26 protein-coding genes and 3 tRNA genes are annotated in these 22,995 nt (G+C 57.7%); 9 read left to right on the top strand and 20 right to left on the bottom strand.

Features of this window, described 5'->3' with window-relative positions; translation table 11 throughout:
- Positions 1-17: 17 nt before the first annotated feature.
- Positions 18-290 (bottom strand): hypothetical protein, encoded by a 273-nt coding sequence (locus AC4FIA_RS04065; protein ID WP_490364820.1) that lies wholly within the window; start codon positions 288-290, stop codon positions 18-20.
- Positions 291-590: 300 nt separating this feature from the next.
- On the opposite strand from AC4FIA_RS04065, the gene AC4FIA_RS04070 reads away from it, so the two are divergent.
- The gene (locus AC4FIA_RS04070; RefSeq protein WP_490364821.1) at positions 591-1,190 is read left to right on the top strand and encodes a DEAD/DEAH box helicase family protein; all 600 of its coding nucleotides are present in this window, start codon (positions 591-593) and stop codon (positions 1,188-1,190) included.
- 14 nt (positions 1,191-1,204) lie between these two features.
- Here the strand turns inward: AC4FIA_RS04070 and AC4FIA_RS04075 are convergent.
- The 8 genes from AC4FIA_RS04075 to AC4FIA_RS04110 form a co-directional block, all read right to left on the bottom strand.
- Positions 1,205-1,279 (bottom strand) — tRNA-Glu (locus AC4FIA_RS04075).
- Between the two features lie 133 nt (positions 1,280-1,412).
- Positions 1,413-1,487: transfer RNA gene (locus AC4FIA_RS04080), tRNA-Glu, on the bottom strand.
- 69 nt (positions 1,488-1,556) lie between these two features.
- The gene (gene recJ, locus AC4FIA_RS04085) at positions 1,557-3,296 is read right to left on the bottom strand and encodes a single-stranded-DNA-specific exonuclease RecJ (protein ID WP_490364822.1); all 1,740 of its coding nucleotides are present in this window, start codon (positions 3,294-3,296) and stop codon (positions 1,557-1,559) included.
- Entirely contained in the window at positions 3,293-3,865 is a 573-nt protein-coding gene (locus AC4FIA_RS04090) for a cysteine hydrolase family protein (protein ID WP_490364823.1), read from the bottom strand. Before AC4FIA_RS04090 ends, recJ begins: the two co-directional genes overlap by 4 nt.
- Positions 3,866-3,868: 3 nt before the next feature.
- Entirely contained in the window at positions 3,869-4,834 is a 966-nt protein-coding gene (glpX, locus tag AC4FIA_RS04095; RefSeq protein WP_103908444.1) for a class II fructose-bisphosphatase, read from the bottom strand.
- Positions 4,835-4,959: 125 nt separating this feature from the next.
- Positions 4,960-6,246 (bottom strand): homoserine dehydrogenase, encoded by a 1,287-nt coding sequence (locus AC4FIA_RS04100; RefSeq protein WP_490364824.1) that lies wholly within the window; start codon positions 6,244-6,246, stop codon positions 4,960-4,962.
- 84 nt (positions 6,247-6,330) lie between these two features.
- The gene (locus AC4FIA_RS04105) at positions 6,331-6,615 is read right to left on the bottom strand and encodes a hypothetical protein (protein WP_488049682.1); all 285 of its coding nucleotides are present in this window, start codon (positions 6,613-6,615) and stop codon (positions 6,331-6,333) included.
- Between the two features lie 29 nt (positions 6,616-6,644).
- Positions 6,645-7,097, bottom strand: coding sequence for a c-type cytochrome (locus AC4FIA_RS04110; protein ID WP_327345568.1), 453 nt, complete (start codon positions 7,095-7,097; stop codon positions 6,645-6,647).
- 173 nt (positions 7,098-7,270) lie between these two features.
- Here AC4FIA_RS04110 and AC4FIA_RS04115 point away from each other — a divergent pair, with 173 nt between their 5' ends.
- Positions 7,271-7,705, top strand: coding sequence for a DMT family transporter (locus AC4FIA_RS04115; protein WP_490364825.1), 435 nt, complete (start codon positions 7,271-7,273; stop codon positions 7,703-7,705).
- Here AC4FIA_RS04115 and AC4FIA_RS04120 read toward each other — a convergent pair.
- The 3 genes from AC4FIA_RS04120 to AC4FIA_RS04130 all read right to left on the bottom strand — a co-directional run bounded on the left by AC4FIA_RS04120 (position 7,702) and on the right by AC4FIA_RS04130 (position 10,386).
- Entirely contained in the window at positions 7,702-8,352 is a 651-nt protein-coding gene (locus AC4FIA_RS04120; protein WP_490364826.1) for a DUF3047 domain-containing protein, read from the bottom strand. The genes AC4FIA_RS04115 and AC4FIA_RS04120 overlap by 4 nt on opposite strands.
- Positions 8,353-8,423: 71 nt before the next feature.
- A complete protein-coding gene (locus AC4FIA_RS04125) occupies positions 8,424-9,107 on the bottom strand; it encodes an ABC transporter ATP-binding protein (RefSeq protein WP_490364827.1) in 684 nt (227 codons plus the stop codon).
- Positions 9,100-10,386 (bottom strand): lipoprotein-releasing ABC transporter permease subunit, encoded by a 1,287-nt coding sequence (locus AC4FIA_RS04130; protein WP_490364828.1) that lies wholly within the window; start codon positions 10,384-10,386, stop codon positions 9,100-9,102. The genes AC4FIA_RS04125 and AC4FIA_RS04130 overlap by 8 nt, the downstream gene beginning before the upstream one ends.
- A 187-nt stretch (positions 10,387-10,573) precedes the next feature.
- Here AC4FIA_RS04130 and AC4FIA_RS04135 point away from each other — a divergent pair, with 187 nt between their 5' ends.
- Positions 10,574-11,683 (top strand): pyridoxal phosphate-dependent aminotransferase, encoded by a 1,110-nt coding sequence (locus AC4FIA_RS04135; RefSeq protein WP_490364829.1) that lies wholly within the window; start codon positions 10,574-10,576, stop codon positions 11,681-11,683.
- Between the two features lie 64 nt (positions 11,684-11,747).
- Entirely contained in the window at positions 11,748-11,927 is a 180-nt protein-coding gene (locus AC4FIA_RS04140; RefSeq protein WP_490364830.1) for a hypothetical protein, read from the top strand.
- Here AC4FIA_RS04140 and AC4FIA_RS04145 read toward each other — a convergent pair.
- Complete coding sequence (locus AC4FIA_RS04145; protein ID WP_490364831.1) at positions 11,913-13,124, bottom strand: pyridoxal-phosphate-dependent aminotransferase family protein; 1,212 nt, start codon at positions 13,122-13,124, stop codon at positions 11,913-11,915. The genes AC4FIA_RS04140 and AC4FIA_RS04145 overlap by 15 nt on opposite strands.
- 180 nt (positions 13,125-13,304) lie before the next feature.
- Between AC4FIA_RS04145 and AC4FIA_RS04150 the strand changes: the two genes are divergently transcribed.
- From AC4FIA_RS04150 to ygfZ, 3 genes are all read left to right on the top strand, one after another.
- A complete protein-coding gene (locus AC4FIA_RS04150; protein ID WP_490364832.1) occupies positions 13,305-14,024 on the top strand; it encodes a fused DSP-PTPase phosphatase/NAD kinase-like protein in 720 nt (239 codons plus the stop codon).
- Complete coding sequence (locus AC4FIA_RS04155; RefSeq protein WP_490364833.1) at positions 14,021-15,799, top strand: ABC transporter ATP-binding protein; 1,779 nt, start codon at positions 14,021-14,023, stop codon at positions 15,797-15,799. Before AC4FIA_RS04150 ends, AC4FIA_RS04155 begins: the two co-directional genes overlap by 4 nt.
- Positions 15,800-15,864: 65 nt before the next feature.
- Positions 15,865-16,605: a CAF17-like 4Fe-4S cluster assembly/insertion protein YgfZ gene (gene ygfZ / locus AC4FIA_RS04160; protein WP_490364834.1), complete on the top strand. Its 741-nt coding sequence runs from the start codon at positions 15,865-15,867 to the stop codon at positions 16,603-16,605.
- A gap of 2 nt (positions 16,606-16,607) precedes the next feature.
- Here ygfZ and AC4FIA_RS04165 read toward each other — a convergent pair whose 3' ends face one another.
- Positions 16,608-17,084 carry a GNAT family N-acetyltransferase gene (locus AC4FIA_RS04165; protein ID WP_490364835.1) on the bottom strand — a complete coding sequence of 159 codons (477 nt, stop codon included), beginning with the start codon at positions 17,082-17,084 and terminating at the stop codon, positions 16,608-16,610.
- 84 nt (positions 17,085-17,168) lie between these two features.
- A complete protein-coding gene (efp, locus tag AC4FIA_RS04170; protein WP_103908456.1) occupies positions 17,169-17,732 on the bottom strand; it encodes an elongation factor P in 564 nt (187 codons plus the stop codon).
- A 216-nt stretch (positions 17,733-17,948) separates the two neighbouring features.
- On the opposite strand from efp, the gene AC4FIA_RS04175 reads away from it, so the two are divergent.
- Positions 17,949-18,269, top strand: coding sequence for a DUF6280 family protein (locus tag AC4FIA_RS04175; RefSeq protein WP_103908457.1), 321 nt, complete (start codon positions 17,949-17,951; stop codon positions 18,267-18,269).
- Between the two features lie 84 nt (positions 18,270-18,353).
- Here AC4FIA_RS04175 and AC4FIA_RS04180 read toward each other — a convergent pair whose 3' ends face one another.
- From AC4FIA_RS04180 to AC4FIA_RS04200, 5 genes are all read right to left on the bottom strand, one after another.
- Positions 18,354-19,478: a hypothetical protein gene (locus AC4FIA_RS04180; RefSeq protein ID WP_490364836.1), complete on the bottom strand. Its 1,125-nt coding sequence runs from the start codon at positions 19,476-19,478 to the stop codon at positions 18,354-18,356.
- A gap of 71 nt (positions 19,479-19,549) precedes the next feature.
- The gene (locus AC4FIA_RS04185; protein WP_490364837.1) at positions 19,550-20,953 is read right to left on the bottom strand and encodes a TolC family outer membrane protein; all 1,404 of its coding nucleotides are present in this window, start codon (positions 20,951-20,953) and stop codon (positions 19,550-19,552) included.
- Positions 20,954-21,013: 60 nt separating this feature from the next.
- Positions 21,014-21,667 (bottom strand): protein-L-isoaspartate O-methyltransferase family protein, encoded by a 654-nt coding sequence (locus tag AC4FIA_RS04190; RefSeq protein ID WP_490364838.1) that lies wholly within the window; start codon positions 21,665-21,667, stop codon positions 21,014-21,016.
- Positions 21,668-21,827: 160 nt separating this feature from the next.
- Positions 21,828-22,181 (bottom strand): hypothetical protein, encoded by a 354-nt coding sequence (locus AC4FIA_RS04195; RefSeq protein ID WP_490364839.1) that lies wholly within the window; start codon positions 22,179-22,181, stop codon positions 21,828-21,830.
- 1 nt (position 22,182) lies between these two features.
- Positions 22,183-22,500, bottom strand: a complete 318-nt coding sequence (locus AC4FIA_RS04200; RefSeq protein ID WP_490364840.1) for an ElaB/YgaM/YqjD family protein — start codon at positions 22,498-22,500, stop codon at positions 22,183-22,185.
- A gap of 134 nt (positions 22,501-22,634) precedes the next feature.
- Between AC4FIA_RS04200 and AC4FIA_RS04205 the strand changes: the two genes are divergently transcribed.
- Positions 22,635-22,708 (top strand) — tRNA-Cys (locus AC4FIA_RS04205).
- The last annotated feature ends 287 nt before the right edge of the window (positions 22,709-22,995 follow it).

Genomic DNA, 22,995 nt, shown 5'->3' on the forward strand with positions numbered 1-22,995 from the left:
CGCCGGTGAGGGGGCTTTTACGTAACACCACAAATACCCGCAAGTGGAAAATTCAGGTTTTTCGATTTTTTTTGATCTTTTTCTGAGCAGACTGTGAAAGCGTCATAAAAATAAGGGCTTTTTGCTTGCAGGCATTTTTCACGTCTGTCCCCTGCCCCGTGTTGGTTGGCATAGACGTTATGTAAAGCTTTGGCTCGTTTACCAACTACTGGGTAGGGATTTACCGAAGCGGGGCTGTCGGGGGCCTTTTCGGCGGGAATCCGGCACGATTCACGACTCGTTTTTTCCACGAAAAATCATCCTCACCGACCATCTCGGCGATTCAGGCAACGTGATTCCGGCGGAATCGCCCATTCGTGGGACAAATCTTCAAATCCAAAGCCAGCATTCTCCGACCCATCTGGTCAAAACATCTTTTACATGTCTGAATACGAATGCGTCGGAGTAGGGCTTTGTCCTGATACCGGCCTATAGGGGAATGCAGGTTCTAAGAACCGCGCGTCAGCCAGTGACCGGTCCGATCATTAAAACGGGACCGAACGCGTGCGGTCAACCTAGCAGCCTTCCCCCTTTTTGGTGGGGGCCATGACATGAAGATCGGAATCTCGGGCGCGTCGAATTGCGGAAAGACTACCGCAGCACGCCAGATCGCAAAAGACTTGAAGCTTCCAATGATACAGGAAGGCTTTCTTGCTTTCACGAATGCGCGGAAGTCAGCAAAGTCCCCAATGGCGATGTTGCATGCACACGTGGATATCATCACCAAGAAGGCGGCATTAGAAAAGCGGGCCGGGGCAGCCTTTATAGCCGACAGAACTCCGATCGACGTGATGATGATGTTCTGCACTCTTCAAGAACCCGTGAAGAATGCGATGCCCTCTTCTGCTGTTGCGGCCTTTACCGAACAGGCGCGCGAAAACTGCCGGGTCTATGACTATGTGATGATTCCACCGTGGGCCGTGTTCACGTACCACGACCCTGCTCAGTGGTTTCCCGCGACAAGCACCCCCAAGATGAACCCTTGGACCAATTACTCACGCCATATGATGGTGCACGGAATCGCATTGGACTGGATTGCTTCAGACAAGGTCATCACCCCGCCCGCAGAGATCTTTGTGGATGGTAAGATCAGTGACTGGCTGTCGCAGCGCATCGGCCTGCCCGAAACAGACGCGGATGTCTCTGTGTAAGCTTTGGAAAGAAGTGGCAGCCCGTAGGGGAATCGAACCCCTCTTTCCAGGTTGAAAACCTGGCGTCCTAACCGATAGACGAACGGGCCACTCTTGATGTTGCGGTGATTAGGTCAATCGTCAGACAGGCACAAGTCAGAAACTGTTCCTGAACACGAAAGACATCATCGCATCCAGCCGTCGCGCTTTAACCATCTTCCTGAAACCAACATTGTCGGGAAGTGGCAGCCCGTAGGGGAATCGAACCCCTCTTTCCAGGTTGAAAACCTGGCGTCCTAACCGATAGACGAACGGGCCACGCTTGGCGTGAGGCGGTGTTTAGAAAAACCCGTTCGCCTGCGCAAGAGGTAAATTTAAGAAATTGTTTTAAACAGGTGCGGCATCTTCCAGACGCAGTTGCACACTGCGCCGACCACCCCATTCGTTCAGCTCCAGACGCCCCGCCAAATGGAAGCGGGCGCCTTTATGATCCATCAAAGCTTGGCCCATATCGCCGTCAAACGCCCCAAAGCAGATGGCATCGATACGCGGCCCCTGCCCGTCGCCAAAGCTGATCTTCAGATGACTCTCACCGACGCGCTTGGCGAAATGGATCATCATGTCGGCAAAAACATAGCGTGGCGAAGGGGCACCTGCGCCGAACGGACCTGCCTGTTCGATCTTTTCCAGCAGTTCGATGCTGGCCGCGCCGGGCATCAGCATGCCATCCAGAATCAAATCGGCTGCACCGCCCTCGCCCGCGCCCTGCTTGGCCAACAGTTCGGCCAGCCGCGCCATCGCCGGTTCCAGTTGATCGCGTGCAACAGTCAGACCAGCGGCCATCTTGTGCCCACCGCCTTTGATCAGCAGACCTTCAGAGGCGAGGCGCTGGATAGAAGCCCCCAGATCAACGCCAGATACGGAGCGGCCAGATCCTTTGCCTTCATCCCCGTCTAAACCGATGACGATCGCGGGACGGTTGGTCAGTTCTTTCAGGCGCGATGCGACGATCCCCACAACACCGGGGTGCCAGCCTTCGCCAGCGGCCCAAACCAAAGGTGCGTCCAGACCGCGCTCTTCCGCTTGTGCCAGCGCCGCGGCACGAACGGATGCTTCGACTTCGCGGCGCTCGGTGTTCAGATGATCCAGTTGTTCGGCCATCGCCTTGGCCGCGTGAATATCGGTTTCCGCCAGCAAACGTGCACCCAGATCCGCACGACCGATCCGGCCACCGGCATTGATGCGCGGGCCAAGGACGAAACCCAGATGATAGGAATTGGGCTGTGATTCCAGGCGACCGACATCTGACAACGCCACAAGACCCGGGCGATTGCGCTGTGCCATCACTTTCAGGCCCTGACGGACCAGCGCGCGATTCACACCGCACAACGGGGCCACATCCGCAACCGTCGCCAAAGCCACCAGATCCAGCATCGCCATCAGGTCGGGGCCTTTTTTACCCGCTTCCCGCAAAAGGCGCCCGCATTCGACCAGCATCAGGAACACAACTGCGGCCGCACAAAGATGTGCCAGATCGCCGGTTTCATCCTGACGGTTCGGGTTCACCACCGCCACACATTCGGGCAACGTTTCTCCGCCAAGGTGGTGATCCAGAACAACCACATCCGCACCGACCGCAGCAGCGATCGGGCCATGAGACAGCGTTCCGCAATCCACACAAATGATCAGGTCATGCTTTGCGGCCAGATCGGCCATAGCCTCGTCATTCGGGCCATAGCCCTCATCGATCCGGTCCGGCACATATAGAGTCGATTGAAGACCAAGCTGACGAAGCCAGTCGATCAGCAATGCAGCAGATGTACCGCCATCGACGTCATAGTCTGCAAAGATCGCGATTTTCTCGCGGCGTTCAACCGCCTGCAAAACACGCGCGGCAGCCTTATCCATGTCACGGATGCTGCGCGGGTCCGGCAGCAGGTCACGCAGTTTCGGATCAAGAAACTCTTCCACCTCTTCCACCGCCACACCAAGCCGCGCCAATGTCGCGCACAAGGGCAGTGCAAGTTGCGTTGCCTGAAAAATCGCCTCGGCGTGGCGTTCGATTGCGACACCGGGGCCGACCCACCGACGACCACTCAGGGATTTTTCAACGCCCAGATAGCTCATGCGAATGTTGCCAGAATTGAGTCTGTTGGAAGTGCGGTACAGAACTCACCGTGAAGATGGGACACCGCCAATTCGTGGATCATCTGCGGGGATGGTTTCTGAAGGCCATCAGCCCAAGTTGTGTCCGCGCTGACATCGAAAGACGCGCAGGCGTCGTGGGCCAAGGTCACACCAAACCCGAGGTTCGCCGCCATGCGGGTCGTTGTAGAAACGCAATGCGGCGTGGTCAGGCCGCAGATCACCATTTCGGAAATCCCGTGTTCGTGCAGGTAGGCTTCTAACGGCGTACCGATAAAGGCCGAGTTTGTGGATTTCTCGAAGACCGTTTCGCCGCCCAGCGGCGTGACCTCATCCTTGATATCTACGCCACTACCTGTGCTTGGATGCAGCGGGCTGCCCGCGTTCCGGCTGAGGTGGCGAATGTGGATGATCGGAGCACCTGCTTGCCGCCAAGCGTTCAGCAGCTGGCCGGCTTTTTCTTCTGCATCGGGGTTATTCCGCGCGCCCCAGAAGGGCGTATCAAACCCCTTCTGGATGTCGATCAGCAGTAAGGCCCGATGCGCAGCCATGCCTTAGTTGGTCGGGTTGCGGTACACCATGCGGCGGACCGAACCTGTTTTCGAACGCATTAGAATGGTTTCCGTGGTCAGATAGCCGACCTCGCGTTTGATGCCGGGCAGCAGCGAACCGGATGTTACGCCTGTCGCAGCAAAGATAACGTGGTCCGTGACCATGTCATCGCGCGCATAAACACGGTTGAAATCCGTGATGCCCGCCTTTTCAGCGCGACCACGTTCATCGTCGTTGCGGAACATCAGACGGCCATAGATCTGACCACCCATACATTTCAGGGCAGACGCCGCCAGTACACCTTCGGGTGCACCGCCAGAGCCCATGTACATATCGATGCCGGTGGTGCCGGGCTCAGCCGCGTGCATTACGCCTGCGACGTCGCCGTCTGTGATCAGACGGATCGCAGCACCCGTGCCACGCACTTCGGCAATCATATCTTCATGGCGGGGGCGTTCCAGAATGCAGACAGTGATGTCCTCGGACTTGCATCCTTTGGCTTTTGCCAATGCCTCAACCCGCTGGGCCGGTGTCATGTCCAGAGTGACCACACCTTCGTCAAAGCCCGGACCGATGGCCAGCTTATCCATGTAAACGTCAGGTGCATGCAGCATGGAGCCGCGCGGGCCCATGGCGATCACCGTCAACGCGTTCGGCATATCCTTGGCTGTCAGCGTCGTGCCTTCCAGCGGGTCCAGCGCGATATCCACGCCCGGACCTTTGCCTGTACCAACTTCTTCACCGATGTACAGCATCGGTGCTTCGTCGCGTTCGCCTTCGCCGATCACCACGACACCCGCGATATCCAGCATGTTCAGCTGGGTGCGCATAGCGTTTACTGCGGCTTGGTCAGCGGCCTTTTCATCCCCACGACCGATCAGTTTTGCAGACGCGATCGCAGCGGCCTCGGATACGCGGGCAAGGCCCAGAGACAGCATACGATCATTGAAATCAGCGGTGGATGGCATGGATATGTTCCCGTACTTTAGCTTGCCCCAGTCCTAGCCCGTCAGCATCCGAACTGGCAACAAATGGTAGCGCAATCAACAAATGCGTGGCTTTCAGGCCCCAGTCAGCGATGCGCGATGTGGCCTCAGACCTCTTCGATGCGCAGCGCAACAGGATCGCCGACCATAACGCCGGTTTCCTCCATAGCGCCCAAAGCCGTTTTCAGATCGGACCGTGTGCATTTGTGTGTGACGATCAGAACGGGCGCTGTTTCGCCGTCGTGATCGTACTGGCGCATCCGGTGGATCGAAATCCCTGCCTCGCCCAGCGCGGTCGCGATTTTTGCCAGCGCACCCGGTTTGTCCAGTAAACGCATACGCAAATAATAAGGTGCAGGCGTTGCGCCCTGCGTGCCGTTGGCTTTTTTCAGCTCGTTTGCAGGCTGGCCGAACACGGGCAGATCGATACCGCGGGCGATATCCAGGATATCGCCCATGACCGCAGATGCAGTCGGGCCTTCACCGGCCCCTGCCCCGCGCAGAACGATCTGCCCAACCTGATCGCCATCGATCACCACCATATTCGTGCCGCCTTCCAGTTGGCCCAGGGGCGACGAGGCCGGAACCAGACACGGCGCCATACGCTGTTCCAGACCGCGACCGGTCATGCGCGACACGCCAAGCAACTTGATTTTATAGCCCATATCGGCGGCGTGACGGATGTCTTCGATTGCCACGCAACCGATGCCTTCCAGTTCGACCGCGTCGAAATTTACCTGCGTGCCAAAGGCAATCGCAGCAAGGATCGACAGCTTGTGGCCGGCATCGATACCGCCCACGTCGAGCTCCGGATCAGCCTCGAGGTAGCCCAGACCATCCGCTTCGGCGAAGGCCTCATCATAGGTCAGGCCCGCGTTTTCCATACGTGTCAGGATATAGTTGCAGGTGCCGTTCATGACGCCGACGATCTGTTTGATCTCGTTCCCGGCCAGACCTTCGGTGAGGGCCTTGATCACGGGAATACCACCGGCAACCGCTGCCTCGAACCGAAGCTGCGCTTTATTGTCTTCTGCAAGAACAGCCAGCGACTGACCGTGATGCGCCAAAAGCGCCTTGTTCGCGGTGACAACGTGCTTGCCTGCGGCCAGTGCCGCTTCGGTCGCCTCGCGCGCGGCGCCTTCGGAACCGCCCATCAGCTCAACGAAAACATCCACATCGTCACGACGCGCCAGCGCGACTGCGTCGTCTTCCCATGCATAACCCGACAGGGAAACACCCCGATCCTTGTCGCGGCTTCGTGCGGAAACGGCAGTGATCTGCACCTCGCGGCCCACACGGGCGGACAAAAGATCGGCCTTCTGGCGGACGATTTTGACAACGCCCACGCCAACAGTGCCCAGCCCAGCAATTCCTAAGCGCAGTGGTTGGGTCATAATGTCAGCTCCTGAGGGAAGATTTGTACTGCGCAGGCCATTAGCCCTTTCGCTTGGCGTCTGCAACTGCGCCACTTAGCTGCATCACTGGGGAAGCGTGATTTCTTTGGCCAACCTGCGTCTTGTGGGTGCATCCAGCACCGGACCCGACAATCTTTGGGCGCGCGCCCTGAGCGCTGCGACCCGACCCTGGATCGCGTCCCGCAGTTCCGGCACCGCGCGGGGCGCCTCGGTAGTCAGCAATTCCGAGATCGGCAAAAGCGCTGGATAGTCCGCATCGGCGATACCAGGGGTTTCCAATGCATCAAGTTCGGGGAACTGCGTACAGCCCCCCGCCAAGACACAAATTGCCAAAACCCAATGCTTCACTGGTACGCCCCCAAGAAGATGACTGCCGGTCAGCGCAGCTTCTGAATGTTTTCCAGATATTCCACCAGAGCAACCAGACGACGCGGCGTCGGTGTCGCGATCCCGTCACCGGAATCGAAGGGCACCAGATCCCCCGCCAGCAGTTCACCGAACTGCGGCATGCCGGGGCCGGACAGATCCGAACGCGCATAGCCGTCCACGATGGACATCACTTTGGCTTTCGGGAAGGTGTCATTGTGGCGAACACTGAGCAGCGTCAGATTCTTGGGCGGCTTGGACATAGCGCGCGCCATCGGGCCGTCGCCGATACCTGTTTCGCCATGACAGGCAGAACAATATTCCATGTAGATGCCCTTGCCATCGTTGGCATCGGGCATCCGGTGCGAAGGCCCGCCTGTCGTTCCATCCATCTGGCAGCCCGCCACCAAAGCAAGCGCTCCGGCTGCAATCGCACCACGTTTCAAAGAATGGAAAACCTGCATACCCCGACCTCCTTTTTACTTGCCTAAGTTTCGCCCGCGGCAAGGCCAAGAGCAAGAGGGAAAGAAACGCCACAGCCCAGATCGCCGCGATGCAACGCAGAACGCGCAGAAAACCGCGTGACAGGTGCCCCTTTCCAAGACACTCTGCCCTCCAACACGGGCAGGAGGCACAGATGCCGTATTACGTCATGACAATGTTGGCAGCCGGTTTTGGCATTCCGATCCTTGCGGCATTGAATTCGGCGCTGGGTTCACGGATCGGATCGCCCGCCGCCGCAGCGTTCATCCTGTTTTGTGTGGCAAGCTGCGTGACATTGATTGCAGTGCTGATCACAGGGCCACAGCCCCTTTTGCGCGCAGCCGACGCCCCAAAGCACCTGTTTGCTGGTGGGCTTTTCGTTGCCTTCTACGTACTTTCAATCACCTACATCGCGCCCAGCATGGGTGTTGGAAATGCCGTGTTCTTCGTGCTGTTAGGTCAACTGGCATCGGCCGCTGCAATCGATCACTTCGGCCTATTCGGCGCGCGCCCCTCTCCGCTTGATACGACCCGTGCGTTGGGAATCGCGGTAATGGCGGTTGGCGTCTGGATCACCCAGCGCGCTTAATTGATCTGAAGGTTGGAAATAACCGCCTGAATCTGGCTGTCGGTGTCGTCACTGTCGCCGGAAATCGCCAGACCGACCAACGCTTCGGGCGCACCCCCGAAGGCACGACCGAAGTCGCGGGCCAGATCGACATCTTCGTTGAAGGCACCTGTACCTGCGCCGCGCAGTACAACCGTTTTACCCCGTGCGCCCAGATAAGGTGACGCCAGAACCTGACCACGCCTGCTATCACCGCCCCAGACATAGACCAGAACGCGCGCCGTTTCTTCGCGCAAGAGCTTGGTCACTTTGGCGCCTTTCAGTTGCTCGGCGCGGGCTTTGGGCAGGAACACAAAGTAGATCGCAAGGTTTCGGTCGTCACCGCCCTTTCGGGCAAGGTCTGTCGGGGGAACGCCCGCATTCACCTGCCACGCCCATCGCGCGTTCGTTGCGGACCACAGCTGTTGATCCAGTGCCCGATATGCCAACGAAACCGCCCCATCGGATTTCACCGAAACCGAAGATCCGTTGAACCCGTAGGAATTGGCCGAAAACAGGGAAAACCGCTGATGCTTCCACGAGCCGTCAAAACTGACCGGCGCAGCGGATGACATGATCGGCAGCAATGAGATTGCCAACAGAGCTGGAAGGAACGGAGCACGGAACATGGATCACCTCGTTTTGGGTGATGTTAGCCGATGCTTGGCAATCGGCATCCAAATTCATCGTGAGGTGTTTGTTACCCGTCGGTCAGCGTGCCCTGATCAAGACGCACCTGCCTGTCCATCCGCGCAGCCAGTTCAAGGTTATGCGTCGCGATCACCGCAGACAGGCCAGTGTCACGCACAAGACGCAAGAGCGCCTCGAACACCGTGTCAGAGGTTTCGGGATCAAGGTTACCCGTCGGTTCATCCGCCAAGAGCAGCTTGGGCTGGTTGGCCATCGCACGGCAGAATGCAACGCGCTGCTGTTCCCCCCCTGACAAAGCGCCGGGGCGATGGGTCGCGCGGTGCGCGATACCTACGCTATCGAGCAATTGCATCGCGCGTTCGGAGGCTTGCGACGACGGAACACCGTTGGCCAGCTGGGGCAAAACGATGTTTTCCAAGGCACTGAATTCGGGCAGCAGATGATGGAATTGATAGACGAAACCCACCTCTTCGCGCCGTACCATGGTACGGCGGCGGTCAGACTGGCCAACCATCGCTTCGCCCGCGATATCGACCTCGCCGCTATCGGGTGTGTCTAGCAAGCCAGCGATATGCAGCAGCGTGGACTTCCCCGCGCCAGACGGCGCCACAAGGGCCACGACCTCACCTCGTTTGACGCTCAGATCGACATCGTGAAGGACCTGAACCTCGTTCGGCAGGCCTTTGTTATAGCACTTGGAAATGCTGTTCAGCCGCAACACAACATCATTCATAGCGCAGCGCCTCAACCGGGTTCATACGGGCCGCCCGTCGGGCCGGAAAAATCGTGACAACAAAAGACAGTCCCAGCGACAGGAAGATGGCGGACAAGACGTCGCTCAGGTTCAGTTTCGCGGGCAACTCATAGATGCCACGCACCGAAGGATCCCAAACGCCGCCGCCCGCGACGTAGTTCACGAACGAGAAAATCGGATCGATGTAGATCGCAAACAGGCAGCCAAGGATCACGCCCAGAATTGTGCCAATGATGCCTGTGGCCGCGCCACAGATAAAGAACACCCGCAACACTGCCCCTTCGGTCAGGCCCATGGTGCGCAAAATGCCGATATCGCGACCTTTGTTTTTCACCAGCATGATCAGGCCCGACACGATGTTCATCGCCGCGATCAGGACCAGTACCGACATGATCACGAACATCACGTTGTCTTCGATCTCAAGCGCGCGAAGGAACCCGCCCGATGCATCCCGCCACGTCCAAACCATGGCCGAAGCACCGGCAGCGCGCAGGATCGGCAGGGTCAACTGATCCACGTTTTCGGGATCGTCGATCATCACTTCGATCTCGTCCGCCGCGCCTTCGCGGTTGAAGTAAAGCTGCGCTTCACCAAACGGCATGTAGGCGCGCGTGCGGTCGATATCGTAGCGACCGGCGGTAAAGATATAGACGACTTCATAATTCTTAACCCGCGGCGACACGCCAAAGGCCGTTTTCACCCCATCGGGCGAGATCAGCTTGATCGTATCGCCCAGCGCCAGCCCAAGTTCGCGCGCAACGCCAGAGCCAATGGCGATACCTTCGTTGAACCGGTCCAGCGATCCAACAGCGGTTTCAGGGTTGGCGATGCGCGGGATCGTCTGGATATCCGCTTCAGAAATGCCAAAAACCTCGATACCGGCATTTCGGCCACGGGACGATGCCATGACCTGCCCTTTCACCAAGGGTGCCGCACGGATCACACCCGGCACATCGGCAACCTTGCTGGCCATCGTGTCGTATTCGGTGATCGTCCGCAGGACTTGACCCTGTTCGTTCACTTCGCCAGCGGTGTAGACGGTGACATGGGCGTTGGACCCAAGGATCGTATCCACGAATTCCGCACGGAAACCGGAGCGCACGGCCAGGGTGGCGATCAGGGCAAAGACAGCCAGAGTAATCCCAATCAGGCTGATCCACGTCATGACGCTGACGCCACCATCCGCGCGTTTTGCGCGCAGGTATCGCCATGCGATCAGCCATTCATAGGCTGCGAAAGGTGCAGGTGCTCGGGCCATGTCTTGCCTTTATTATCCAATACACATTTGGCTGTGCTTGACGTGAAAGTGGCGGTTACGCCCCCTCTGGTCAAGGTATGGCTTTCTCTGATGGCGCTATAGCGCGATATGACCAAGGGGGAAAAGGGCAATCACCGGCTCCAACAGCCCCATTGCGATGGGCTTCATTTCAGGCTTAAGTCGCGCCATGACTGGACCTAGATACACAAAACTCGCCCAAAGCCTGCCTGCCAACGTGCCTTTTGTTGGCCCCGAGGTACAGGAACGTGACATGGGCAAACCGTTCCGCGCGAGACTTGGCGCGAATGAAAGCGTTTTCGGCCCCTCGCCCAAGGCGATCGAGGCGATGACGCAGGCCGCCCAGGACATCTGGAAATACGCCGATTCCACCAATTTCGCCCTGAAGAATGCCTTGGCAGAACAGATCGGCGGCACGTCTGACAACATCGTGCTAGGGTGCGGCATCGACGGGCTGCTGGGTGAACTCGTCCGCCTGTTGATCGAACCGAGCGATGCGGTTGTTACCTCGGATGGTGCCTATCCGACGTTCAACTACCATGTGGTGGGTTTTGGTGGCGCGCTTCATAAAGTGCCGTTCAAGAACGATCATGAAGACATCGATGCCCTGCTGGACAAGGCAGCCGAGGTTGATGCCAAACTGATCTATCTGGCCAACCCCGATAACCCCATGGGCAGTTGGCACTCCGGCGACGTGATCAAAGCCGCGCTGGAGCGCATCCCTGACGGTGCGCTTCTGTGTCTGGACGAAGCATACATCGAATTCGCCCCCGAAGGCACCGCGCCCGATATCGCGTTGGATGATCCACGCGTTATCCGTTTCCGCACGTTTTCAAAGGCCTACGGCATGGCCGGTGCGCGCGTGGGCTATGGGTTCGGCCACATTGATCTGATCAAGAACTTCGACAAGATCCGGAACCACTTTGGCATGAACCGCGCCGCGCAAGATGGCGCATTGGCCGCCCTGCAAGATCAGGACTGGCTGGCGCATGTTCAATCCGAAGTGGCCCGATCCAAGAACCGTATCGCCGCCATCGCGCAGGCCAATGGCCTAACCGCCCTGCCCTCGGCCACCAACTTCGTGACCATCGATTGCGGATCGGACGGGGCCTTTGCCGTGGCAATGGTCAAAGCACTGGGTGAACTGGGTGTCTTTGTGCGGATGCCGTTCCAAGCGCCGCAAAACCGCTGCATCCGGATCAGCGCCGGCACCGAGGCCGATTTGGACGTGCTGGAAGAGGCACTGCCGAAAGCTCTTGCAAAAGTGAGGGGCGCATAACGCCCTTCCCCTTCTCATGTTGCGATTCCCGCCTACACTGTTCTGAAACAGTCGGGTGTCGCGCATGCACAACCACCGTAAAGGATCAGCGCCGAACTACACCAATGCGGCCCTTGTGATGGGGCTGCTGAACCTGCTGTGGATATTCGGCGTGATCTGGGCGCTTTACGGCCTGCCTGTCGTCATCGCGGCAGGCTGGTTCCTGAACCGCGGAATCGACTGGATCGCATCACGTCGACGGTAGCGTTGCCTGTGCAATAAATTCCGCCGCTGCGCCCACGCCGCCTGCATTGTGCGGAATATCCAAGGCCTTCAATCCGGCCTCGACCACCCCCAGCAGACCCAAAATCATGTGCGCGTTGACGTGGCCCATGTGACCAAAGCGGAAAAACCCGTGCCCCTTGGGATCACCCTCTTCCGACATGCCAAGGCCGATTCCCAACGTCACGCCTGCGTTCTCGGCGCACCATGTCCGCAGACGTTCACCATGCGGAAAGCCAAGGCGCAGCGCCGTCACCGCGTGGCTGCGGTTGGCCGGATCGGCGATGTTCATCGTCATCGGACCACCGCTGCCCCAGACATCGACAGCCGTCCAAACGGCCTTTGCCAGTGTCGCATGACGCTTCCAGATGTTTTCCATCCCCTCGTCATGGATGATGTCCAACGCTTTGCGCAGCGCGAACAGGTGATGCGTGGGGGCCGTGCCGCCGAAATATTGATAGAACATCTCGGGGTTGGCGCGTTCGGACCAATCCCAATAGCGGCTGACGCGCGGCATGGCCTTGCGCACTTCGGCCGCGCGATCATTGAAGAAGGCGAACGCGATGCCCGGAGGCGTCATCAGGCCCTTTTGCGACGCGGTGATCGTCACATCCGCGCCCCAAGCGTCCATTTCATAGCGATCACACCCCATCGATGCGATGCAATCCACCATCAGCAATGCCGGATGGTCAGCCGCATCAATGGCCGCGCGAACCGGCGGCACCTCGCTTCTGACAGACGACGAGGTATCCACGTGGACCATAAGAACGGCTTTGATCTTTTTCTCGGTGTCCGCCGCCAACGCCTCTGACACGCGGTTCGCGTCGACCGGCGCTTTGGTGCCAAAATTGATGACCTCAAGCTCGATCCCCAGCCCATCGGCCATATCCGCCCAACCATGGCCAAAGCGCCCAGTGGCCAGAACCAACACCTTTTCCCCTGCAGCAACTGTGTTCGACAGCACCGCTTCCCATGCGCCGTGGCCGTTGCAAATGTAGATCGCGACATGCCCATCGGTCCGCGCGACCTTGCGCAAATCGGGAATGATCCCATCTACCATCTTAACCAGATCACCTTCGTAGATATTCGGGGCGGGCTGGTGCATTGCCTGAAGCACCGCATCAGGCATGACGGACGGGCCAGGAATGGCCAAATATGTGCGACCAGACGCAAGGGACATAGCAGTTCTCCGGGAAGGCCCAGACGGGCCTGACGTAATTTGATCAAACACTATCCGGATCGTTTCCGAGGTCAATCGCTGCAAGGCGACAAAGCACACAGCGCAACGTCTTTTTGCGAAAACGGTTTTCCCCAACCGCTTTCCACATTAAACCGCGCGAAAGATTTCGGGATATCCTGCATGATTGGCAAACTTTGGTCAAAACTCGACGATGCTGAACGGCGCCTGCGCCGGTCTTTCGGCATGGATATCGAAAGCAAGTCGGGACGCCGTTGGGCCAAGCTGCACTATCACGTCTTCGACCACGCCTTTCTTCGCAGTTTCTGGACCAATTTCGACGAGATCGGGCCAGGCATTTACCGCTCGAACCAACCTACGACTGGCCGGTTCGAAACCTATGCCGAGATGGGCGTGAAAACGATCATCAACCTGCGCGGTGAAGACAAATACTCATACTACCTCTTTGAAAAAGAGACCTGCGACCGGTTGGGCATGAAGCTGATCGATATCAAGATGTGGGCGCGCATGGCGACCAAGAAAGCGCGCATTCTTGAAGCGATCGATGCGATAAGAACATCAGAAAAGCCATTGATTTTTCACTGCAAATCCGGGGCGGATCGTACGGGCCTGATGGGGGCCGTGTACAAACTGGTGTTCGAAGATGCCACGGTCGATGAAGCGCGCAAGCAATTGGGCCTGCGATATATCCACCTGAAGCAGACCGCGACGGGAATTCAGGATTATATTCTAGATGTTTATGAGGCGCGCCTAAACCTTAATCAGATCGGCTTCGAGGATTGGATCCGCCGCGAATACGTCGGCAAACAGTTGCAGAAGGGATTTGACGAAAAGATCAAACCCGCCCAACTTGCCAAGCAGCTAATGACAGACGCGGCATGAAGAAACGAGAGCACATCGGCAAGGCGCCCGACACGACCGCGAAAGAGCGGTGGGACCTGATGCTGTGGCTGTGGAAGTCTTATCTTTCACATCATTGGCCCCTGCTGATCCTTGCCCTAATCTTTATGGCCATCGAAGGCGGCATGTTCGGTGCGCTCAGCTATATGATGAAGCCGATGTTCGACCGCGTTTTTGTGGGCGGCGAAACAGAGCTGATCAAATGGATCGGCCTTGCGTTCTTTGCTATCTTTGCCATCCGTGCCATTGCCAGCGTCGTGCAAAAGGTCGTTCTGGCCAAGGTATCCCAACTCAGCGTCGCCCATCTGCGCAAGGATCTGGTCGCCCATTTGATGACGCTGGATATCAGTTTCCATGTGGACTACGGCCCCGGTTACCTGATGCAGCGCGTGAATGGCGACGTGGATTCCGTCAACAAGGTCTGGCGGTCGATCATCACCGGCGCGGGGCGCGATATCGTCGCCCTGATTTCACTGTTCGGCGTGGCGTTTCTGATTGATTGGAAATGGACCGTGGTTGCCCTGATCGGCGCACCACTTTTGGTTCTACCTGCCCTTTTCCTACAACGTCACGTGCGCAGCACGTCCCGCGCGGCGCGGGATATCAACGCAAACGTCTCGGCGCGTCTGAACGAAATCTTTTCCGGCATCATTCCCGTCAAGCTGAACCGCTTGGAAGGCTACCAGTCCAAGCAATACGGCAAGCTGGTGGACCGTTTTGTCAAAACCGAAGTCCGGTCCATCGCCGGCCAAGCCGCCATTCCGGGACTGATCGATATCATGTCGGGCGTCGGCTTTATGCTGGTTCTGTTTTACGGCGCGAACGAAATCATTGGCGGCGAAAAGACTGTCGGTGACTTCATGGCTTTCTTCACCGCCATCGGCCTTGCGTTTGAACCACTGCGCCGTCTGGGGGCCGTGTCTGGCATCCTTCAAGTCGCCTCGGCCGGTCTGGAACGGATCAAGGAGCTGCTGGATATGCAGACAGCCCTGATTGAGCCCACGACGCCTGCTGCATTGCCCAAAGCCTCGCCCACTGTTGTCCTGACAGACGCACAGGCACAGTACGGCGACATGCCCGTTCTGAAAGGCGCGAACTTCACAGCCGAAGCCGGCAAGGTGACCGCGCTTGTCGGATCCTCCGGCGCGGGCAAGTCCACAGTTTTCAACCTGTTGACCCGTTTGATCGACCCGACCGATGGCAGTGTGACCATCGACGGCACCCCGACAATGGACTTTACCAGCGGCGATCTGCGCAAGCTGATTTCGGTCGTTACGCAAGATGCGATGCTGTTTGACGAAACCCTGCGGGAAAACATTCTGCTGGGCCGCAAGGACGTGTCAGACGAGCAATTGCAAGCCGTTCTGGACGCAGCACACGTCAGCGACTTTATTCCGCGTCTGTCAGATGGCCTCGAGACCGAGGTCGGGCCCCGCGGCTCGGCCCTGTCTGGCGGTCAACGCCAGCGCGTGGCGATTGCCCGCGCACTGCTCCGCGATACCCCTATCCTTCTGCTTGACGAAGCCACCTCGGCCCTCGACGCACAGTCCGAAGCCGTGGTGCAGGAAGCGCTGGATCGTCTGTCAGAGGGCCGCACAACGCTTGTCATAGCGCACCGTCTGGCGACCATCAAGAACGCCCAAAAGATTGTGGTGATGGATCAGGGCGTGGTCGTCGATGAAGGCACCCATGATGAACTGTTGGCCCGCGGCGGCGTGTATGCCGAACTGCACAAGCTGCAAATGTCTCAGGGCTAAGCGCCCTTGCCTTAGGCACCGCACAGCCCGATATAAAACCCAAGAGAATTTCGAACGAGGTCACGATGTCCCTGAACAGAACTGTTTTCCGTTTGTCCGGCGAAGATGTCAGGGATTTCTTGCAAGGCTTGGTGACCAACGATGTCGCCAAGCTGGATCAGGGCATGGTCTATGCCGCGCTTCTGACACCTCAGGGGAAATTGCGCAGCGACTTCTTCATGGTGCCTGACGGTGATGATGTGCTGATGGATGTGGCCAGCGCCAATGCCGATGATCTGCAGCGCGCGCTGACTATGTACAAACTGCGGTCGAAAGTGACGGTTGAGCGCACCGATATCACCGTCGCACGCGGTTTGGGTGACGCAACCGACGGCGCGTTTTCCGACCCGCGCGACCCCACGTTGGGATGGCGGGCCTATGATGGCCGTCCCAGCGATACAGATGTCGAATGGGATGCTTTGCGCGTGGCGGGTACCGTTCCGGAAACCGGCATCGAACTGACGCCGGAGACCTACATTCTGGAAGCGGGCTTTGAACGGCTGAACGGTGTCGATTTCCGCAAAGGCTGTTACGTGGGGCAAGAAGTCACCGCCCGGATGAAGCACAAGACCGAGCTGAAAAAAGGTCTGGCGCAGGTGCAGGTTGGCGGCAGCGCCGAGCCCGGAACCGCAATCGAAGCAGACGGCAAGCCGGTCGGAACGCTTTACACCAACACGAATGGCGTCGGCATCGCCTACCTCCGCTTTGACCGCGCCACAGGCGACATGAAAGCTGGTGAGGCGACAGTTAAGCTGGGCAACTCCTGATCCTACAGCTGTTTGGTCAGCCTATGGAAATCAGACGCGGCCCCAGCGCCTTGCAACAGGCTTTGGGATGCATTGTTGAATGCGTAGTGGGTTGCCACCCATTCCGAACAACCAGCCAACTGTGCCTGCATTTCAAAAAACCGGATCATGCGCCGTGCTACACCACGACGGCGACAAATCGGATCAACATAGATTTGGTCCAAAGTCGCAACTTTTCTCGGATGGCGCAAAACATCGCCAGGCCGGCCGTCGACAAGCCACAAAAGATACGCCCGCGCGACACCCTCTGTCCGGTAGACGACCGCCTGCGCGCCTGCCGCGAGTTTGTCCCGCAGCAAGCCCTCTAGATCGGCGACAGCCACATCGCTACGAAATCTGGAAGGCATCTGCCGTGCATGCAGGTCGTTCAATGCGGCAAGCATGGCAGCTATTGCCGAAAGGTCCGCCTCTTCGGCGATATCAACACAGGTCTGTTTCATTAAAAAAGCCTCTGACTTGCGCCAGAGGCTTTTGATTGCAATGCGCATGCCCCCAGCAATGGGGGATATGCGCGCGAACCCCGGTTAGGCGCGCTCGGAATATTCCATGGTTTCTGTGTTCACGATGATCGCTTCGTCCTGCGCGATGAACGGCGGAACGGTGATGCGAATCCCGTTGTCGAGGACAGCAGGCTTGTAGCTGTTTGCCGCTGTCTGGCCCTTAACGACCGGCTCTGTTTCGACCACGGTGCAGGTTACTTTCTGCGGAAGCGTCGCGTTCAGCGCTTCTTCTTCGTAAAATTCTACGACAATTGTCATGCCGTCCTGCAGGAACGGGCGACGATCGCCAAGGATATCTGCCGGCAGTTCGACCTGATCGTAGGTCTCTGTATCCATGAAAGTCAGCTGGCCGTCTGTCTCGAAAAGGAACTGCATGTCCTTCTGTTCAAGACGGACGCGCTCGACCTTGTCAGCCGACCGGAAACGTTCGTTCAGCTTGGATCCGTTGCGGAGGTTTTTCATCTCAACCTGCGCAAAAGCCCCACCTTTTCCGGGTTTCACGTGGTCGACCTTTACCGCTGCCCACAGACCGTCATTGTGTTCAAGAACGTTGCCCGGGCGGATCTCGTTACCGTTGATTTTTGCCATTTGTTTAAACCTTGTCGAAAGGTTGAAGAAAGTTTGATCGTTCCTATATCTGGTCGGTAGCAACGCTGCAAGCAAAGCATATGGGGTTATGACTGGCGGCAAGCTATGCGCTATTTGCAGATCAGGTATGCATTTTGAGGCTATCAGAATCAAACCGAATAGGTCATAAGCCCCCTTACGCCGAAAAACACAAGACCAATAATCAAAGGACGAAACATGCGAGATTTCGTTGATGGAACGGCCTTCAACGCAGAACAGGGCAACCGCGCACGCAAGCTTTTTGCGGCTGTGGTTCTCGCGGCTCTGGACGATGCAATTGCCGACGACAAGAAGTATGGAAACGGCCCTGAACAGATCGCGCGTTGGGCGCGTTCGCGTGACGGTCGTGAAGTGCTGACTTGCGCGGGCATCGACCCGAATGAACGTGTTGTGAGCGGCCTTATGGAATTCGTTTCCAAAGGTGTTCGTACTTCTGTTGCGCTGTCGCGCGAGGAAAGCGAACGTCGCAACGCGGCTCAGCAAGCCGAAGCTGCCTAAATCCCTGTCTAACCTAGACGACCAAAACACTTGAGCGCGCCCATCGGGGCGCGCTTTTTCGTTTTCGCTACAATTTTTGAAAACTTATTCGAATTCCTGGCTCATCAGAGCGCGGTGGATTTCCTGACGCACAAGCTTGCGGACACTTCGCGTGATGCGCTCACCCAGCTTGCCCTGAAGCTCTTGCCGAACGATTTCCGTCACCATGCTGCGCAACATCTCTTCGTCAATGTACGCGCCCATTTCGGGGTCTGAGGGCCCGTCGGCCTCAGCCACCTGTTCCGCCTCCGGCTTTGGCATAGGTTCGGCAGACATTGCTGCCGCCTCTTCTACCGAGGCATTCTCAAAGGCCGCCATGGGACGCGAAGAGAACGATGCATCTTCCCATGGCAATGACTCGCCAAACTGGCGCTCATAGGCGGCGTTTTCGCCTTCGTCTTCTATGTCGGTCGCCCATTCAGAATCGCGGGACGATACCATCGCCTCCAACTCGGCGATTTTTTCCTCAAGGCTTTGCGCGCGCTCGACGTCTTCTGGAGTGACGTCCGCTTCATGCTCTGGCTCAGAGGTGTCCTGAGACGGCAGCGCATTCAAAACATCCTCGATGGAAACTTCGTCTTGCGGTTCGTCGTCTTCCCAAGCGTCATCAAGCTTGGCCTCGGTCTCGGTTTCCTCTTCGGCAGAATCGTCCGCGACGTTTTCAAACAGAACCTCGGCAGCTTCGGTTTCTGCTGTGTCCTCCAGCCACTCGTCCGAGTCGCTGGTGTCTTCAAACTCTTCGCTGCGGTCTTCTTCGTCGGAATCGACCTCACGCTGCGCATCGATCTCGCTTAACGCGGCGGCCAATTCTTCTTGAATGATATCAGAGATAACACTGGCCTCAGCAGGTTCGTCCGCCTGCCCTTCGTCATCATATGCGACGTCCTGGTCGGCGGAATCTTCTGCCTGGTGTTCACCATGCTCAACGTCTTCCGAAGGCTTGAAAGCCTCTGTCAGAAGGATCGGCTGAGGTTCGGCAGCGGCCTCTTCCTGAGGCATGTCATCCATCACGCGCTGTGCAGGTGTCAGTACAAGACGCCCCGTCTGCTGCGCGCGGTCGTCATCCGACTGCGCGTCAGGCGCCCGTTTCGGCGCTGCGTCGTCCGACACCAACCGGCGGATAGACGACAAAACGTCTTCGATTTCAACGTTCGTCACGGAATTCGACATGCCTGATACCACTCTGCCCTGTGCCAGAGTTTAGCGTGACACCTTAATTCGCACAACAGATTGTAAAAATTCTATTGTTTTCCAAGGGCACGGAGGACACGGTTCAGGTCTTCACCCTGCCGGCTGGCGACCGGCGCGTCTTTTACGAGGTTGTAATAGACGCTGGGATCATAGCGCTGCACAGGCAAATTCAGGCTGTCCGCCGTCAGTGATCCGATAGCAGCCAGCACCGAATACGCCGCAATGAACTCATCAACGCCTGCAGAAATCAGGGTTGTCCGCGCATCCAGCAGCTCTTGTTCAGCGTCCAGAACATCAAGCGTGGTGCGGGCGCCAAGCGATGCCTCTTCCCGTGTGCCGTCAAACGCGATCTGGGCCGCGCGGACCTGATTCTGACCAGCGCTGATTGCGGCGCGAGCGACTGCCAGTTGTGCATAAGAGTTCGCGACGTTCTGCTGAATCGCCGTCGTGGTCTGCAAAAGAATCGCACGGCGCTGATCACGGTTTGCCATGGACTGACGCACCAAGGATGACAGACGACCGCCCTGATAGATCGGGCCCTGCGCGCTTAGCGATACAGAACCGCCAGCGGTATATGCGTCACTATCCAGATCGTCGCTCAGACCATAACGCCCGGACAACGACACTGTCGGCTTCATCGCGGCCTGTGCGATTGCGATATTCAGCTCGGCCACGGTGACCTGATGCTGGGCCGCTTTCAGATCGGGGTGATTGCGAACGGCAACCGACATCGCCTGATCGACAGATCCCGGCAGCGACGGTCTGGACCGCGGGGCCTGAAGCGGGCCAGTATGCTTGCGACCTACAACGGCCGCATATTCCTGATGCGCAACCGCAAGCGAGCCCTGCGACGCAGCCAGCGCTGCACGGGCAGCAGCCAAACGCGCCTCGGCCAGCGAAACGTCTGTGCGGGTGACTTCACCAACGTCAAACCGGTCGCGTGCGGCGCGAAGTTCGCGGGTGATCAGGCGCAGGTTGCTTTGGCGCAGTTCCACATCCTGACTGGCGCGACGCACTTCGAAAAATGCGGATACGGCACGTAAGAGAACCTCTTGTTCGACACCGACAAGGGCTTCACGCGTGGCAAGAACCGCCTCTTTGGCGGCATCGATGTTCAGCTTTGTGGCACCGAAATCGTACAGCGTCAGTTCGGCCGTCAGGCCGATATTGGCCTCGTTGTCCGCAAAACCGACAACTGTCCCCAGTGTATTGCCAGAACGACCAAAGCTTCGGGTCACATCGGCAGACCAGTTCAGGACAGGACGCAGGGCCGCCACGGCTTGCGCCACGTCTTCATCCGCAGCACGCAAAACCGCGCGATTTTGTTCAAGCAAGCCCGATGTATTATAGGCCCCGACAAGCGCATCAGCCAACGTGTCGGCCTTTGCGACGTTACCAAAGGACAGTGCTGTGCACCCCGCCAGCAAAATCCCCACCCAGTTACGTCGTCTCATCAAACACCTCCAGTTTCAAAATCACTGACGGGCACCTGCCCCAAAAGCCAATGTTGCCCGTTAAAGGGCGAATGCAGTCTCTTTCGCAAAGCCCGGCAGGACCGGCGCAATTGCGTTAAAGGAAAAGCGCCAAGTGACGTGACCGCCCTGTTTGTAACCAATCCGGACAACGCCCAGACGGTCTTCCATGAACAGGCACGCGATGCGTCCGCCGTCTTTCAATTGGTCCGTCAAAGACTGCGGCACCTCTTCTACGCCACCTTCGATGATAATAACGTCGTAGGGGCCATGATCCGTCGCACCTTCTGCAAGCGGACCTGTGTGAGGGATCACATTGTCAGCGTTGACCGACGACAGCAGCTCGGCACTCTCGCCAGCCATGTCTTCGTCTTCCTCGACGGCAACAACCGCCTCGGCCATTGCGGCGATAACTGCGCTGGAATAGCCATAGCCCGCGCCTACATCCAGAACCAGTTCGGAGCCATCAAACGCCAGCGCATCCAGCATCTTGGCAAATGTTCTGGGCTCCAACACGACACGGCCACCACCGAGTTCGACATTCTCGCTGATATAAGCGGCTTCGACCTTGTCCGACGGCACGAACAGTTCGCGCGGCACAGAAAGCATGGCAGAAATAATGTGGAACTTGGTGACATCAGACGGGCGCACTTGCGTGTCTACCATCATTTGCCGGCGGCTGGCGTAGTCAGTCATAGCTAAACTCATCCGTTCAGATTGCTTCCTAAGGTTTTGACACAGATGCACGCGGTCAGCAACGTGTCGAAAGCGAAATCTGGACACAAAGCGGCAATAAGTCCGGCAATGACCTGAATAGTCACCTGCCGGACTTCATTTTTGGATAAATTTTCTGGAATTAATGGGGTCTGCGTGCCTTACGACCTGCCTGCATGCCCGTAGCAAAGCCGTCCAGAAGACGGACGTATAAATCAATTTCAGAATGTCTTGTACGTTCTAAGTCGTGCGGGACATGCTCTGGCGGTTTTGCGATAACCGAAGCCATCCCCAGCCCCGCCAAACCAAAGCCGGTATAGGCCAGACCGATAATCAGCGCGGCCTTCGCGGCTCCGTATGCAGCAACAAGTGCAATCCAGCCCGCAACCGTCAGAAATGCCATCCCCACTAGCAAGCACAACGCGGCCCCTGCCCCGATCCCCGCGGCACGAAACGCCCGCGAGATGCGGGCGCCGATGCTCTCTTTCCGAGCCACGTTATTTTTTCCCCACGACCAGACCGGCAAGGAAGCCCGCGCCGACAGCAAGACCCAAGGCAAGACCCGGCTTTTCGCGAACTGTTACAGCAGCTTGATCACGGACGCTGGCCGCATATTCAGCAGCGACTTTAGCCTGCTGGCGCGCTTTGACGGACGCCTCTTCAACCTGGGCCTTGGCAGCAGCGCTCACGCCATCCTTACCCTTGGTGCCGATATCGGCAATTAGCGACATGATATCGCGCAGATCCGAGCGCAGCGCGTCAACATCATCTTTCAGACTGTCAAATTCGGTTTGGGCGGTTTTCGAAGTAGCCATTTTTTCGTTCCTCAAATGTGTTCGTTGAAAGAAGAACGCCGGACCCGCAGGAAAGTTCCCGAAAGAAGAAACAAGAAATCCGCAACTACCCGCTTGACGCCCCCGCGCCGACGCCATAACAGGAAGGCCACTTCGGCGAGTTGGCGGAGTGGTGACGCAGCGGATTGCAAATCCGTGTACACCGGTTCGATTCCGGTACTCGCCTCCAAATTCCTCCTTAAACAGTTGTTTTTATTGCGCTTTTGAAGCGCTTTACAAGTAACCCACCAAAAAACCCATCATCTCTGCTGTGACTGTATGCGGCAACATAATGCAGCATAAGACTTCTCAGCGATTCATCGACCTTTCGCACCCAGAGGTACAGGACTTATCCAGACCGCAAAAATCTGCGATTTTTGTTCCTGCTTAGACGCTTTGAAACACAGTCACCTGCCTGTGTTTCATCACCTGCGCTGAACAGCGCCTCGCGCGGTCTGGAACCTTCGTCCTTTGACC

Source organism: Thalassococcus sp. (assembly GCF_982780845.1).